General features: G+C 47.6%; 14 protein-coding genes. 9 read left to right on the plus strand and 5 right to left on the minus strand.

Going from position 1 to position 15,921, the window contains the following annotated elements; translation table 11 throughout:
• Nucleotides 1-71 precede the first annotated feature (71 nt).
• The 3 genes from ACX9NY_RS14000 to ACX9NY_RS14010 form a co-directional block, all read right to left on the minus strand.
• The gene (locus ACX9NY_RS14000) at nt 72-1,406 is read right to left on the minus strand and encodes a DRTGG domain-containing protein (RefSeq protein WP_253433039.1); all 1,335 of its coding nucleotides are present in this window, start codon (nt 1,404-1,406) and stop codon (nt 72-74) included.
• A 212-nt stretch (nt 1,407-1,618) separates the two neighbouring features.
• Entirely contained in the window at nt 1,619-1,903 is a 285-nt protein-coding gene (locus tag ACX9NY_RS14005) for a hypothetical protein (RefSeq protein WP_085981456.1), read from the minus strand.
• Nucleotides 1,904-2,053: 150 nt separating this feature from the next.
• The gene (locus ACX9NY_RS14010; protein ID WP_036609862.1) at nt 2,054-2,401 is read right to left on the minus strand and encodes a YlbF/YmcA family competence regulator; all 348 of its coding nucleotides are present in this window, start codon (nt 2,399-2,401) and stop codon (nt 2,054-2,056) included.
• A gap of 237 nt (nt 2,402-2,638) precedes the next feature.
• Here ACX9NY_RS14010 and ACX9NY_RS14015 point away from each other — a divergent pair, with 237 nt between their 5' ends.
• From ACX9NY_RS14015 to ACX9NY_RS14035, 5 genes are read left to right on the plus strand one after another with little or no spacing between them, the layout of a single operon-like run.
• On the plus strand, nt 2,639-4,006 hold the full coding sequence (locus tag ACX9NY_RS14015) for a YheC/YheD family endospore coat-associated protein (RefSeq protein WP_472478947.1): 1,368 nt from the start codon (nt 2,639-2,641) through the stop codon (nt 4,004-4,006).
• A gap of 33 nt (nt 4,007-4,039) precedes the next feature.
• Nucleotides 4,040-5,230: a YheC/YheD family endospore coat-associated protein gene (locus ACX9NY_RS14020; RefSeq protein WP_472478949.1), complete on the plus strand. Its 1,191-nt coding sequence runs from the start codon at nt 4,040-4,042 to the stop codon at nt 5,228-5,230.
• 60 nt (nt 5,231-5,290) lie between these two features.
• On the plus strand, nt 5,291-6,664 hold the full coding sequence (locus tag ACX9NY_RS14025) for a YheC/YheD family endospore coat-associated protein (RefSeq protein WP_339240983.1): 1,374 nt from the start codon (nt 5,291-5,293) through the stop codon (nt 6,662-6,664).
• On the plus strand, nt 6,664-7,770 hold the full coding sequence (locus ACX9NY_RS14030; protein WP_339240982.1) for a YheC/YheD family endospore coat-associated protein: 1,107 nt from the start codon (nt 6,664-6,666) through the stop codon (nt 7,768-7,770). The genes ACX9NY_RS14025 and ACX9NY_RS14030 overlap by 1 nt, the downstream gene beginning before the upstream one ends.
• Before the next feature lie 35 nt (nt 7,771-7,805).
• Nucleotides 7,806-8,984: a YheC/YheD family endospore coat-associated protein gene (locus ACX9NY_RS14035; RefSeq protein ID WP_339240980.1), complete on the plus strand. Its 1,179-nt coding sequence runs from the start codon at nt 7,806-7,808 to the stop codon at nt 8,982-8,984.
• Nucleotides 8,985-9,076: 92 nt separating this feature from the next.
• Here the strand turns inward: ACX9NY_RS14035 and ACX9NY_RS14040 are convergent, their stop codons facing one another.
• On the minus strand, nt 9,077-9,763 hold the full coding sequence (locus ACX9NY_RS14040) for an HAD family hydrolase (RefSeq protein WP_339260119.1): 687 nt from the start codon (nt 9,761-9,763) through the stop codon (nt 9,077-9,079).
• A gap of 294 nt (nt 9,764-10,057) precedes the next feature.
• On the opposite strand from ACX9NY_RS14040, the gene ACX9NY_RS14045 reads away from it, so the two are divergent.
• Nucleotides 10,058-11,776: a methyl-accepting chemotaxis protein gene (locus ACX9NY_RS14045; RefSeq protein ID WP_472478953.1), complete on the plus strand. Its 1,719-nt coding sequence runs from the start codon at nt 10,058-10,060 to the stop codon at nt 11,774-11,776.
• A gap of 165 nt (nt 11,777-11,941) precedes the next feature.
• Here the strand turns inward: ACX9NY_RS14045 and ACX9NY_RS14050 are convergent, their stop codons facing one another.
• Complete coding sequence (locus tag ACX9NY_RS14050; RefSeq protein ID WP_472478955.1) at nt 11,942-12,910, minus strand: Gfo/Idh/MocA family protein; 969 nt, start codon at nt 12,908-12,910, stop codon at nt 11,942-11,944.
• Nucleotides 12,911-13,323: 413 nt separating this feature from the next.
• Here ACX9NY_RS14050 and ACX9NY_RS14055 point away from each other — a divergent pair, with 413 nt between their 5' ends.
• From ACX9NY_RS14055 to ACX9NY_RS14065, 3 genes are all read left to right on the plus strand, one after another.
• A complete protein-coding gene (locus ACX9NY_RS14055) occupies nt 13,324-14,955 on the plus strand; it encodes a thiamine pyrophosphate-binding protein (protein ID WP_472478957.1) in 1,632 nt (543 codons plus the stop codon).
• Nucleotides 14,956-14,967: 12 nt separating this feature from the next.
• Nucleotides 14,968-15,336 (plus strand): carboxymuconolactone decarboxylase family protein, encoded by a 369-nt coding sequence (locus ACX9NY_RS14060; protein ID WP_342572441.1) that lies wholly within the window; start codon nt 14,968-14,970, stop codon nt 15,334-15,336.
• 187 nt (nt 15,337-15,523) lie between these two features.
• Nucleotides 15,524-15,874, plus strand: coding sequence for a hypothetical protein (locus tag ACX9NY_RS14065; RefSeq protein WP_339240969.1), 351 nt, complete (start codon nt 15,524-15,526; stop codon nt 15,872-15,874).
• Nucleotides 15,875-15,921 lie beyond the last annotated feature (47 nt).

Here is a 15,921-nt window from a genome sequence, read left to right on the forward strand (position 1 = left end):
ACAACGCAACCCGGCAAAGCTTCTCCATGAGGGAGTACTCTCTTTGTCTATACCTGAGGCAATACAACGTGCTAGGCGTGGTCAATGGACTGCAATGTCATTACAGCTTTGCATACCACACTGCCTTCACGTGTAACCACAATGTCCATTTTGCACGTTCGACGACTGGTTTCCAGAATTACAGGTCGAACCAGAATCTGATCCTCAATCTGTACCGGTCGAACAAAATAAGTCGTGACATTATCCACCACATGGTCGTTCCCTGTAACATCCCACGCTGCCCGCCGGCCAGCCTGTGTCATCACATTCAACAGAACGCCTTCGGAGATCGTACCCAGATCGGTTGCCATCTGAGGAATGATGAATCCGTGAAATAACAGTTCATTCTGATCACCGCGTTCCTCGGCAAACCCGTTCCAGATCAGATGATCAAACGTCTCTCCCAGTTGTGGCTGCTTCTGTGCATCCCGCATGGCCTGAAGCACTTCCTTGCGTGTGACGGATGCAATCAGTTTGCGGTTGCGATCCACGATTGGCAGAAAATCGATGCCCTCCCAGGTCATAATTTGCGCAGCGGAAGCAAGAGAGGTTTGCAGCGACGCCGTAATCGGGCGGCGAACGACACATTTCTCAATACTTTGATCCGCCGTCAGCTCACTGACATCCTTCAGACTGACAATGCCAATGACCCGGTTCCATTCATCCACGACTGGAAAGCGATGTTCACCCGTCTCCGAGACCAGCATATGAAAATCTGCGGCTGAGCTCGTGACTTTCAATACCTGCAAGCGAGGTTTCTGACCAATGATATCCTCAACAAGCATGATTTTTTTCTTAATCAGCCGGTCAAAGATCGCACGGTTAATCATGGAAGCCACCGTGAATGTATCATGCCGGGATGAAATAATCGGTAGCCCAAGCTCGTCAGCCATAATTCTTACTTCACGGCTTGTCCCAAAACCACCCGTAATCAACACGCCCGCTCCCTGTTCGAGGGCAAGCGAGTGAGCATCCTCACGGTTACCCACAATTAACAGACTCCCAGCGTCAATATAACGCGCCATCGCCTGTTCTTTCATCGCACCTATCACATACTTGTGCAGCGGTTTGGCTAGACCTTCGTTACCACCCAGCACATGGCCCTCTACAATGGTCACAACATCAGCAAAGGTCAACTGTTCCGACATGCCCCGAGGTCTCTTCTCAATCCGAACGGTTCCAATTCGTTCCTTGGTCACGACCAGTCCGAAGTTCTCCGCCTCTTTTACGGCACGGTAAGCTGTCCCTTCACTTACACCGAGTTCCCGTGCAAGTCCACGCACTGATATTTTGCTGCCAACCTTCAGTTGTTCAATATGTTGAAGTAACTGTTCATGCTTCGTGACGTTCTCTTCCTGTCCGTCCAACTGTACCACCCCCGAAGATGCATCTGTACTATTCTGTACCTATTATAACACGCCTTCAGGAAAATAACCCCACTCCCATCTCATTCTCATAGGCAAGGTTCCCCCTCAGAGTTTAATCGCTTAATTATCCTCTAATCCTGTATGTAGCAAAAAAGACCGGACCCCTTGAGTCAAGGGATTCCGGTCTCTCATGTTGTATCTACTACTGTACCTTATACAGACTCGCTCCGCTCCTGCTTGTCCAGCAGTTTCATCTCCCACTGCCGCAGCTTCGCCCGGCGAACGGCTTCCAGTGCACGTTTCTTCTCTTCATCTACACCGAGAATAAAATGTAGGTGTGCACCAACGATTAATAAGGAGAATAGCACCCATACGATGCCAAAAATATTAACCCAGTCCATTCCTCCAGCAAAGGAAATCCGCGGCAGTGCAATGACCAGCATCGACAACGCGATAAGCAGATAGATTACATGTTTTGCTTTTTTCAACCTCTTCACCATTCACAGCTCCTTCGTTCGTGATCGACTCTATATTCTAGTCTATGAACGGTAAGGGGCTAATATGAAAGGTTCAGGTAAAAAAACAAGACAACCTTTTGGTACGCGTTCATCCTTCGTAATCAAAAGTGGACTTTTTGAACTACCTTTTTACGCTTCAGCGCCACCGTACAGATGACCCAGGCTGTCTGCAATAATTTTGTTCACGTCTTCAATAATGACACTGAGACGACGCTCCGCATCAAACAAACGACGGATGTTCAGATTCAGACTCAGTACTTCAAACAGTTTCTCCATTTTCTCCATCTCATCCGGAGCTGGCATATCCCCGCTCATCATACGTTGTTGCAATTCCATTTGTTGATCACGAAAGTTATCCAGCATTGCTTTTGCATCCGGATCAGCTTCAATCAGCTTCATCGCGGAAGTAATCTCTTCCACCTCGCTGCTTTCTCTCAGTGCTTTGGCCAAATCATTGGCTTTGTCATAAATGTTCACTATTATTCCTCCTCAGATTGGTTTGTTCTTCCGTGTTAATACACGCTTTTCTCCGCGGTCAAACAAAGGCGGTCTGAAACAGGCCGTCGATATCCTGCCTCGAAATCAAATGCATTTAATCCATATGGGTCAATCACCAAGGGTTATATGTCCTCATATGATGAAGCACATGCCATGTTCAGATGCCGTTCAACTTCGAGATCAGACATCAAGTTGCCGCCCGGAAGGAGATCCGTGATGTCCACTAAAAAAGTAACGATTCAGGTTACCGGCTCGGGCATCCTGCAGGACGACGTCATCATGCTGGGCGAAGGGGTGCTCAAGGCGCTTAAAATCCCTTCAGGAAGGCCGCTTCAGCTGCAATTTGGCTCTTTCCGTCGCGAAGTCACTGTCATTCCGGTTCCAAGGTATGATGGACTGCGCATCAATCAGACAGTTGCCAGCAAGACCGGTCTCGTTCCACGTTCGGTCCTGAGGGTATCCTATCGTTCAGCCAGCCGTACCCTTCGCCTTGGGCCCTACATCAGTGTACTGGTTAGCCAGGATTATCCCGATCAGCCCGATCGGCCCTTTGGCTCCATCACGATGTTCTGTCAAGAACTGGTGAACGCCTGCCGTAAGCAAGGCGCCTATGTATCCTTTTTCACACCGGAGGATATTGGAGCGGTAACGGGTTATATGAAAGGCTGGGTGTATGATGACGGCTGGAAAAAGACTGTTCTGCCTGTAGCAGACGTCGTCAATAACCGGCTAACGTCCCGCAAGCTTGAGAACAAACCTAGCGTACAGCATTTTATGAAAGAAGTAAAATCGCTCTACGGCACGCAAACCTTCAATGAAAAGTTTCTGGACAAAAACGAAGTATTTGACGCACTCAAGTCCATTTCAACGCTTAAACGAGTTCTTCCCGAGTCCCATTTGCTCAAAACATCCACCATGCTCAAGACAATGTGCAACCGGCATCCGGTTGTATTTCTGAAGCCCGTACGCGGTTCTTTGGGCAAAGGCATCATTCGGGTCTCACGTCAGACGGACGGAAGTTTCCTGACTCTGGCGACTGGCGTTGGGGGTACCCGGAAACAAACGTATGCTTCTCTGGATAAACTGTATGCCAGTATGGCTGGGAAAATGAAAACAACGCGTTATCAGATCCAACAAGGGCTGACTCTCATTGACCACAGTGGCAGGCCCGTGGATTTCCGTGCGCTCGTGCAAAAGAACCGTACAGGTAAATGGAGTGTAACCTCCATCGTTGCACGAATTGCGGGCGGGAGTCACTATGTATCCAATCTGGCAAGAGGTGGGAGCCTCAGCACCGTCAAAGAGGCGGTTGCCAAAACGCAGTTGTCCGGATCAGCCAAAGCTTCCGCATATGCAGGATTGCACACCGCAGCACTGGATATCGCCAAAGGGATCGAGAGTGCCATCCCTGCTCATTTTGGTGAACTCGGTATTGATCTGGCCCTTGATACCACTGGACGCGTATGGCTGCTCGAAGTCAACTCCAAACCATCCAAGAATGATAATACACCACTGAGTGAGAGCAAGATCCGCCCATCCGTCAAAGCCATGCTCGAATATTCCACGTATCTGGCGGGTTTTTGAAAAAGTCATTCTACAAAGGAGAGGTGCAGCGAAATGTTTCCATCATCTGAGATCAAAACAATGGCCATTCTGGTGCGTGCAACTGAAGGCTCACCTCCCTTCACGGATGAACTTTTCTGCCGTCGTCTCAGCTTGGGGAGTGTGCGATACGCCCTTCAGATTATTGTGATTCCAATATCGGTTGATGCAGCCCATCTCCCTCTTCAATGGGGATATGTCTATCATCAAGGGAAGTGGAATTCGGTACCTGTCCCTGCGGTTGATCTTATTATGGATCGTTGCCTTCGCCCTCTCCCAAGGAACGTTAGACAGAAGCTTAAGGAACAGATACGAACGAAGGACTCAGGTCAATATCGTTATTGGTCGGCTTCTCTTCCAGGAAAATGGGAGGTACATCGTCTGTTGTCCCGAAATCCTGAGTTGCGGTCGCAACTTGCCCCCACCACCCGGATCGGATCGCATATTCCTTGGGAATCGTGGCTGGACCGTTGGCCCAAAGGATTATTCTTCAAACCGATATCCGGGACTCATGGCAAAAATACCTTTCGCCTGTCTCGGGGATTAACTCCATCCACATGGATCGCGGAGGGGCGTAACGAACACAATGAACCCTTTTTCCTTACATTCAACCATACTCAGGCTGTATCTTCCTGGCTGGCATTACAACAGGCTGAGCGCAAGATGATCGTACAGCCATATCTGGAGTTTAGCCATCAAGGAAGAGCATTCGACATACGGGCACTAATGCAAAAGAATGGGCACGGTCGCTGGACACTTACCGGATGTATGGTACGAGAAGGACCCGAAGGTTCACTCACATCCAATCTTCACGGTGGGGGCAGAGCCTTTCCGGCCCATGCATATCTGCTCCAGCGATATGGAACGACCCGTACAGAAACTCTGCTAAAGAACATCCGGCAGACTGCTACGCTAATCCCCACCCTGCTGGAGAGCCGTTTCGGCAGGTTAGCCGAATTGGGGCTTGATTTCGGAGCAGATGCAGAGGGCCAACTCTGGCTAATTGAAGTCAACTCCAAACCAGGCCGCACCTCATTCGCAGACGCGGGCGACCGACGCATGCATATCCTGACTTATACCCGGCCGCTTGCCTATGCCCGTTATCTGTTGCAACAACATGTTCTCACGGACGTCATTCGTCCAATGAAATTGTCGAATACATCCAGCAAAGCTGGCCTGAAACCCATCCCGATTCACGGCGGCTGAGGCCCGCAGTGCCTGCTTGCCATGGAGCCCAAGGATCTTTTCAGGATAGGAGGATAAATCATGAGTTTGACCTTTTGCAATCTGCATTTCACCAAGCAACCGGATAAAGTGGTTTATGTATCCAACGCTTTAATGAAGAGCCTCAATCTGTCCGGCAAAAAAACGGTGAACCTTCGCTTCGGGCGTGACCGGGTACCTGCAACGATCAAACCAATCAAAAAAGCAGGTAAACATCTGTATCTCGCTTCAGGTATCCGTAATATGATGAACGTTCCCAAACGGGGTAGTATTTATCTCCGGAATTTGCAAAATGATGAGGTTCAGTTAGGTCCGCTGATCGGCGTACTCTCTGATGGGCCTGCGACGAGCACTAATCCATTCGGTTCCCGTACGGGTTTCATCAAACAGTTACTCCGTGAAGGCAGCCGAAAATCCTATATTTATGCCTTTACTCCCCGGGATATCAATTGGCAGAATGAGACGGTATCCGGTTTTTTTCTGAATGAAAACGGGAGCTTTACCCGTAAAACGGTACCTCTGCCCGATGTTGTCTACAATCGGTTACCAAGCCGTCGTTCCGATTTTTCACCTGCCATTAACCAACTACGGGAACGATTTGTTCGTCGGAAAATCCCGTTCTTCAACTGGAGCTTTTTCAACAAGTCGGATATCTATACATTGCTCGAGAATGAACCGGTGGCAGGTCGTTATATTCCCGAATCCATTACGAATCCGTCCGTTGAACAGATGAAGGAAATGTTGGAACGCCATCAGTTCGTCTATTATAAGCCCACCGCGGGAAGTCTGGGGAACGGGATCTATCGCCTGACTTATTCGCCCAAACGTGGTTACTTCGCTCGTTATCGCAAAAAAGGCGGTAATGCACTCCTTCGGTTTGGGTCCTTCAACAGCCTGATGCGCATGCTTCAGGGAAGACATGGCAAACAACTTCGCGGATATGTTGTTCAGCAGGGAATACGTCTAATTGAGATTGATGAATGTCCAATTGATTTCCGTTTTCACATGCACAAAAACGGTAACAATCAATGGGTCGTTGTCGGGATTGGAGCCAAAAAGGCAGGACGTGGCAGTGTTACAACACACATCAAGAATGGCGGCTCCCTAATGACTCCTGAGCAGGCGCTCAGTCGCAACTTCGGCGATCGTGCGGGAGAAGTACTTCAGCATGCCAAATCCGTCGCTATTACACTGGCCCAGGCGATTGAAACCCAGCACCAGCATCTGATTGGTGAGATTGGCTTTGATCTGGGCATTGATCAGGAGGAACATGTATGGATGTTCGAAGCGAACGCCAAACCCGGGCGCTCCATTTTCCGTCACCCTTCACTCCGAGTGGAGGGAAAATCATCGGTGGAGCACATTCTGGAACACTGCCTGTATTTGAGCAAGTTCCGGAAGAAGGAAGAAATTTGATGAGCCTTCATGATGATTTCAAACCTGTCATTGCTGTTTTGACCATGCATGATAATCAGCGTATGTTCAGGGGGAACCATCAAAATTTTCAGGATATCCTGCAGACAGGCGAGAGCATGGGATACGTGGTGTACATTGTGACTGTGCGGGATCTGAACGTGGGTGGTCCCACCGTGAAAGGATATACGTACAACAAGGGAAGCGGAAAGTGGGTGTCACAACCCTTCCCCCTTCCCCATGTTCTGTACAATCGTATTCCCAACCGGGAAGACGAAGGAAAACCTTCCGTTCAGCGCAAAATTGACGAATGCATGCAATCAGGAATCGAACTGTATAACCCGTTCTTTTTCAACAAATGGGATCTGTTCGAATGGCTTAAGAAGTCTAAATCAACTCAGCAACTGATCCCTTATACCCGTCGGATGCGAAGTGCTTCTTCTCTGGGTGCCGTTCTACGGAGCTATCCCTATCTATACCTTAAGCCTGAGAGCGGCAAAGCGGGCAAAGGGATCATGATGCTTAAATTTCAGGAAAAAGAACGGCTTCCCTATCGACTCAAAATACAAACCACACGTAAAAGCATGACCTATAAAGCAGCTACACTCGCCAAGTTGTGGGCACGGATTCGCAAAGAAACCGGACATACGCCTTATATCATGCAACAAGGCATAGAACTGGCCTCCTCTCGTAAACGCCCCTTTGATCTGCGTGTTCTGGTACAAAAGAACAGCAAGGGTCAGTGGAGTGTGACCGGTGTAGGTGCGAGACTTGCTGGCTCCCGCAGTATTACAACGCATGTGCCACGCGGCGGGACCGTAGAAGACCCTGAGAAGCTCCTGACCGAGCTTTTTGGGGAAGAACTGACAACAACCCTGATGAAACGTGTGAAATCCACTTCATTAATGATCGCAAGGCAGGTAGAACGGGGATCGGGTTACACACTCGGAGAAATGTCCATGGATCTGGGCATTGATGACCTGGGGGAACTCTGGTTCTTTGAAGCCAATGCCAAACCCATGAAGTTCGATGAACCACAGATCAGACGGAGGTCATTGGAACGTATATTTCACTACAGCGCTTATCTTGCCCGTCAGTCCACACGATGATCGACAGGAATACTGCAAAAAGAAGGTGATTGCTTGTGTCCTCACCTGTTCTGGGCATTATGACGTTGTACTTAAATGAACATCGCGCTCTTGAAGAACGAAGCATCTATCGCAGAATGATTCTTGAAGGGCGCAAGCGGGGACTCGATATCTATGTGTTCACACCAGCCGACGTGCACCCTGGCGGCAAACAAATTGAAGCCATGGTTTATCATGAGGGAAAAGGCTGGTCCAGGGAATGGCGATCATTCCCGGACCTGATCTTCGATCGATGCCGGATACAGCGTAACCGCAGGTTTCAGCAACTGCTTGCTTTTCGTGAGAAGTATGGCCATCTGCTCTTTCTCAACAGACCTCTACGCAATAAATGGACCATCCACCAGACCCTGTTGCAAAAGTCCAACTTTCGAGAGCACCTGCCGGAAACCGCTCTATTTCAGGATATGTCCGATGTAAATCGGATGCTCAAAGTTTCTTCTCTGGTCTACCTCAAACCTATTAATGGAACAGGCGGACGTGGTATTCTGCGCATTGAACGCGGCAGTAGCGAGGCCAATACAGTGCTTGTTCAGGGGCGGGATCAGAAACGTCGTATCATCACTCCACGTAAAGTTCATTTATCACGATTAGGCTCGTTGCTCCAGCACTGGAATATGAAAGACAAGTATCTTGTACAAAAAGGCATTCAGCTTCAGCTTCCGAATGGACGTGTGCATGATTACCGCATGCTCGTTCAGAAGAACGGTGAAGGGCAATGGGAGCTTACGGGATGTGCCGGACGCATGGGTGCAGAAAAAAGTGTAACCTCCAATCTGCATGGCGGCGGTCAGGCAATCGCGATGAACCGACTCATGAAGCAATGGATCGATGATGACGACCTCCGAGCAGAGATTAACACAACTGCAGAGAAGTTTGGCATTGAAGTTGCTTCATTTCTGGAAGATACGTATGGGGACCTCTGTGAGTTGGCATTGGATTTGGCGATCGACAGGAGTGGACGCATCTACTTGCTTGAAGTGAATCCCAAACCGGCACGTGAAGTATTCGCTCGTATCGGTGAGCGGGATATCTATTATAAAGCCATCACTCAACCGCTGGAGTACGCCTTGTGGGTGTATCGCAATCAGCCCAGTCGCCCAGCCAAACCGATAAGAACCACCCGGCTTGCAAGCAACAGACCATCTGCATTGAAGAAAGCACGCAAAAAGAGATGATCCGTAGCAAAAATACAAGAGCGCCCAACCCGTGATTCATCTCGGGTTGGGCGCTCTCATATGATGACTGACATTTTCAATTGAGGATTAGCTTATTCTGCTTCATCATACAGGCGCAACAATTCTGTAAAATCAGAGATGAGCACATCTGAGCCCGCAAGCTCCTCATCACGGCCGAAACCGGCGTAGGCACAACCGATGACCGCCTGACCGTTCATTTTACCAGCCTCCACATCAGAAGAACGATCCCCTACCATCCAGGCGTCCTGAATACGATGTTTCTCAAGCAGGATCTGCACCAGATTAATTTTGGAGGGAGTCTTGTACTGGCCAGCACTATATACCCCTTCGAATAAAGGCATAATCTCGTGTGCAAATGCCACACCCTTCACATAGTCCTCCAGCCCATTACTTGCGACAAAAAGACGCACACCTTGTTGTTTCAGTGCTTGCAGCGTTTCTTTTACACCCGGATACAATTGGGAACTTCCTTGATCAAGCCCCTCAATTTCCAGTTGGAGCAGCAGTTCGTCTGCACGGCGATGTGCCGCTTCCGATGCCTCAGGCATAACCACTTTCCATATATCTTCGAGCAACATGCCCAAGCTTCCCAGCATGCGTTCCTCTGGTGGAGTTTCTCCTTCAAAATGCCCTTCGGCACGCAATGTATCAAATAGTTGCTGGTAAGCCGGCAACAACAGGGTCTCCGTCTGGAATAGCGTACCATCCATGTCAAAAATCATCGCTTCCGGTTTGAGCAATACCTTCTCTTTAGTCATGTCCAATGTTCCTTTCGGATTGGGATATGTATATGTAATTGGAATCGTTCCCTTCCCATGATAAACATAACGTTTGCACGTGTAAACCAACGATTGTAAAACATCGTCACCCTCAAACCTTATACACAAATAACCAAACCTTATATTGTAGTTAAACAAACTATATACAAAAGAACTTTCTTTACGTATAATACTAAAAAATAGTGCTTTAGACACCTAATCTAAAGACCCATAATCATCACATTTCCAGTTTTTTCGACAACTACATATACCCCATAGAGAGGAATAACAAACATGAAAAAGCGTAAGACCTTCAAGATTTTTTATAAGATTGGATTAGGATATTTACTCGTGCTTGCTGTACTGGCTGGTTGCATCCTGCTGATTCAGAACAGCACAAGTCAGCTTCAACGGGAACTGGATTTTCTGGTCGATCACGATATGAGAGTACACGCGCTAACCTATGAGCTCGAAAGAAACATGGTGGATATGGAAACAGGCCAACGTGGTTACATCATCACCGGTCAGGACAATTACCTCGATCCCTACCTCCGAGGAAAAGAGCAGCTCATTACACTCCGAGACGAACTTGCTGCTTTGATTTCGGACAATCCGGATCAACTTGCACTTTTGGAAGACATACATACCAATATGGAGAACTGGGTCCAAGTCGCTGGAGAACCCGTGATTGCCCTTCGCCAAGCCAATAATACGCAAGCCATTCGAGATTTCTTCGCAGATGATCCAGGTAAAAGAGACATGGACCAGATTCGGACTGCCCTCGATACGTTTCGAACCAATGAACATACGTTAACCGAAAACCGTACAGAAGCGCTGAAGCAAAAAAATGCACTCCTGAACCTGGAACTATATGGGGCACTTGTCGTTGTGGCCATCATCTCGTTCATCACTGCATTGGTCCTCTCACGCGCCATTGTTAAGAACATCCGTACCGTGAAGCAGGCATTGAATGACATCGGTTCTTCCAATGGTGACCTCACACTGAGAATCGCTACGCCAATGAAAGACGAAACTCGTGAACTTGCAGAGGCAGCTAATACAATGCTCGCTGGTTTGCAGCAAATGATGTTGGATGTTCAGAGCAATGCCATGATTCTGAGTACAGCTTCGGATCGATTGGATAAAGGGGTTGCCGATAGCCATCTTGCTGGAAAAGAGGTTGCCACTGCGATGGAACGTGTCGCGGAAGGGGCTGATGAACAGGTTGCTCTTACGCAAACCATGGTAGCCGCGATGCAGCAATCCCTCACCGGGCTTAATCGTGTCGCCTCCTCGGCAAGTGACGTTGCAGAACGTGCTGTGCGTACCGAATCCATTGCCATGGATGGGCAACAGCGCATTGATAATGCAGTAGGCAAAATGAGTTCCATTGAACAATCCTTCCTCTCTGTACAGGAAGCCATTAATGAAATTTCGATGATGTCTGATCAGGTGATCAACATCGCAGACTCCATGTCGGGTATTGCGAGACAAACGAATCTGCTTGCACTTAACGCCGGAATCGAAGCAGCCCGTGCTGGGGAAAATGGACGTGGCTTCGCTGTCGTTGCCTCGGAAATCCGTAATCTTGCAGATCAAAGTGCAACATCCGCGAAAGAGATTACAAGTATATTGGAAACCGTGGTAGCAGGTGTTCAAAGTACGGCTCAGGTCGTTGATGAGAGTACTCTACATGTGAATGATGGGTTGCGAACCATTGAGGATGCAGGTAATGCCTTTTCAACGATTACTCAGCATATTCATAACCTTAGTGGTGAAGTTCTGGAGGTATCTGCGGTTGTCGAGGAGTTAACTTCCGGAAGTGAGGACGTGATGAAGTCCATTAATGAAGTAGCAGCTGTTGTGGAAGATACGGCTTCAGCCACGGAAGAAGTATCTGCAATGACGGAGGAACAACTTGCTTCTCTGCAGGAGATGTCTGACACGTCCAAGCAGTTGAATGAAATGTCTGATGCACTTAATCAGCTGGTTAAGCGATTCAAGCTTGCGTGATCCAAAACAACATACGGATTGATTGTCTATACAGCTATATCTTGTCTCAACTCAACGGAAAGAAGCATCGCAGACAGGCACACTTGGGCCACTGCGATGCTTCTTTATTCTAGGAAGAATGGTGCAAGAGGAATTACAATGAATACCTCTATGTCCAAACTCTTGTCACTTTATTTCCGTGTTCCGTAACGCCTCAAGTACCAACTGCGCCTGATACCCATCGTTAAAATCATATATCTTGGCTGGTTGTCCTTGTATACGGGCAATGACATGTTTAAGTACAGGCAATTCACTCGCGGATTCAAGCACTTCCACTGGAGAAAGTGGCTGGCCCACTATGCCCGTCTTCAAATCTTCCCAATTTTCCAAGGCAATCGTGCCCTTCGTACCATACACCACCATGGATACTCGTTCTTCTCCCGCAAATTGAGACATGCCGTTTAGCTGAATTCGAGTCCCGTCTTCCAGTTCCAGTGCAGCCTGCACTTCAAGTTCACATTCTCCATTCTCAGGATATTGAACCTGAGTACTCACTACCCGGATGGCTCCGAACACCTTTTGAATCATATGAATCCAGTGAATCCCCACTTCAAGAATAAATCCACCCTGTTCCCGGCTCGTAATCCATGCATTCTGTTGCCATGATCGTGGCCACTGCGGGAATTGCAGAATGAGATCTATTTTGCGAATCGCCCCTACCGTACGCTGCTCGATCATCTCTTGCAACTTCAGCACGGAAGGTTCATGCGGCATTGAGAAATGGATGGCATGAATAACGCCTGCTAGCTCCGCTGCATCTAACATCACTTTGGCTTCTTCCACACTATTGGCAAGCGGTTTCTCACAGAACACATGAATTTTTCGCTCCAGTGCTTCCATGACAACCGGATAATGAAATTTCGGTGGAACTGCAATATACAACAGGTCAATCTGATGTTCATTCATCAATTGCTTGTAATCCGTATACGTTCGAACCCCGGGATGAGAAGCTGCAAAAGACGCCAGACCTTCCTCATTCGCATCACATACCGCAACAATTTCAATCGTGGTATCCATCTTCGTATTCTCGATTAGATGAACCATATGTAATCCCATTTTACCTAGACCAATCAGAGCCATCTTGATGACTGCCATTTTATCCCCTCCAAATTCCTTTCCAGTATAGCAGAAAGCAAAGAATTGCGAATGCGATGCGTTGATACGAAAAAGAATTAAAACGCTAGCTTACAAGTCGCTGGTTGTACCTGAAATTCATCATGGTTAGTCATCTTTTTACATTATTTGTAACTAAACATAGATTGGGTAATTCGTTGCAGGGATATATAACCAGTTAATTTTACTTTATCCAGCAACACTTAAAGCGTTACCAACTTAAGAATCAGGAATTTAGACTCATAAAAACAAGTTGACAAAAAACAACAAAAAAAAGATACTCTTCCTAATAACAATGAATATTTCCTCTTACAACCTTAGACATTGACTTGCATTCAACAAATGGAATATGCGTATGGTTCTATTAACCTATTTCATGAAGCGAGGTGTCCCGCGTGAGAACAGTTGCGGACTATTTGGCAGAAACTCTGCGTAATCTAGGCGTTACTCATGTCTTTGGTATTATTGGTAAGTCCATCTGTCCTGCTGTCCTGAAGATGGTGGATTACGGATTAGAATTCATTCCAGGCCGTCATGAATCCAGCTCAGGTTTTGCCGCATCCGGTTATGCATTACAGACGGGTAAACTCGGGGTTGCCTTTGCCACATCCGGTCCAGGCGGAACCAATCTGCTTACTGCTGCAGCCCATGCAAAGGCCAACAATTTGCCCGTACTGTTTATTACGGGTCATCAATCCATTCAGGAACTGGGACTCCCCCAGTGTCAGGACTCCTCTTCCTATTTAGCTGATCTGGCCGAGATGTTCAAACCTGCTACACTTTTCAGCAAACTGGTTGAGCGTGGTGATCACTTCGGCACACTGCTGAATCATGCCCTTTCCATTGCACTCGGCCCTAATAAAGGCCCTGTTCATCTCTGCCTTCCTTTTGACGTACAGACCGAGCTGTTACCTCAATGCCGGATTGTCATTCCCGAACCGGAACCTCTGCTTAGTGTATCTAATCTGAATCGTATTCTTCCTCTCATTCAACAATCTGACCGTCCCTTAATTATTGCTGGTAAAGGTGTAAGTCGCGCCAGAGCCCATGATGAATTGCTTCATCTGGCAGAATCGTTCAACATTCCCGTTATTACTACTCCTGGTGGAAAAGGAGCGATTGCGTGGGACCATCCCCTGTACCACGGACCTTGTGGTGTCGGTGGTTTCCCACATGCAGACGACATGCTGAACCAAAGTGACCTTTATATCGTACTTGGTTCACGTCTGAGTGACATGACCATCTGCAATCTGAAGCCTGATAACCACCCGGCACACCTCATACAATTTGACGCTGATCCTACATTTGTAGGCAAGATTCTGAGCGCTCAAACCTTACATATCACCGGTGATTTGAAGGACAATCTGCAATATTTACTGGGTACACTAGAAGACCTCCCTACTCCTGTGAGAACTACGCCACCCATGGATTACACTATCCCTTTACCAGATCTCCCCCAACTGTCTCTGGCTTCTGTGCTGGACGGGATGAGCGATCTGCTGCCGTACGATCATACACTGTTTGTCGATGATGGCAGCCATGGATTTCATGCGGTCCAGCGATATAAAGTCAAGAAACCAGGCAGCTTTGTGTTTGACGCATACTTTGCATGCATGGGTAACGCCATTGGTATGGCGATAGGCGCAAAGGCCGCCTCCCCTGAAGAGACTATCGTATGTATCACCGGAGATGGATGTTTCATGATGCTGGGGACAGAGATCAATACCGCGGTATGCAACAATCTGAATGTCATTTTCATTGTTGTTAATAACAAACAACTGGACATGGCACTCAAAGGAATGGAAAAAACAACGGGCAGAATTGATGGCACAGTATATGAAGTTCCTATGGATGCAGCCAAATTTGCCGAATCTCTAGGTGCGGTTGCGTTTCGAGCAGAGACCCTTGCTGAGTTCTCATCTGCATTAAACACAGCCCAGACGTTGAATCGGGTAACTGTTATAGAACTTTTGACCGATCGGGATGAAATTCCACCCACGGCTCACCGCACCGTAACTTTGAATTAGGAGGAGCATATCATGAGTGAACATGTTGCTCAGGGACTCGACCGTTTTGCTAAACTTTCTGGGGAGTACGGTGCAAAAGCCCTTGCCCCCATCAAAGAACATTTTCCCGAGTTGTCTGAATTTATTATGGGGACGGCATACGGAGATATTTTTCAGCGCACCACGATTACGGATCAATGGAAGGAAGTTGCTATTATCTCTTCATTGATTACCCAAGGGCAGTATGAGCAATTGGGAGTACACTACACAATGGCTCTTAGTGTGGGAATGACGGTAGATCAGATCAAGGGAATATTGCTACATCTGGCACCATGTGTGGGGGCCCCGCGCATTATTAGCGCATTTAATATTTTGCTTGCTACCTTGGACGAAATACAGTAATTCACTTTTCTACATTTTTATACATGATTCGACTTTTTTATTGATCTTTTTACATTCCTACCTTTATAATATGGTTAAATTATCCTTCAAATCAGCTCTCATCTTAGAAGCTTTCAGCAGGGTCCAATTGGAGCTGTATATCCATTAGCAGGATAGCCTTAACTCATTTAAAGGAGAGAGATCAAGCATGGGAAATTTCATTCTTAAGACTGACGTTCCGAACAAGGTGTTAAACATTGAACTGGAGGGTTCTTTCTCTCAAGAAGACGGTTTGCGTTCCATCTCGGCCTATCAGGATACGATCGCTCCTATTAACACCAAGGAGTTCGACCTGAACATCGATTGCAAAAAGTTGAATGTTACTGCTCCGGAGATTGTTCCTCTTTTGGAAGGCTGCCTTCAAATGTTCAAAAAAGATGGATATAAAAAAGTCGTGTTGACCCTCGAGAACAACGCGATTCTAAAAATGCAATTGTCCCGACTTGGTCGGTCTGTTGGCCTGGACAATCTCGAAATCATATCTACCGTTACCACTTAATAAACCAGGCGGACAAGCTGTGAATTCACCCTTCCGCTCAAGAGGAG

It is taken from the genome of Paenibacillus sp. CB74 (assembly GCF_055687625.1).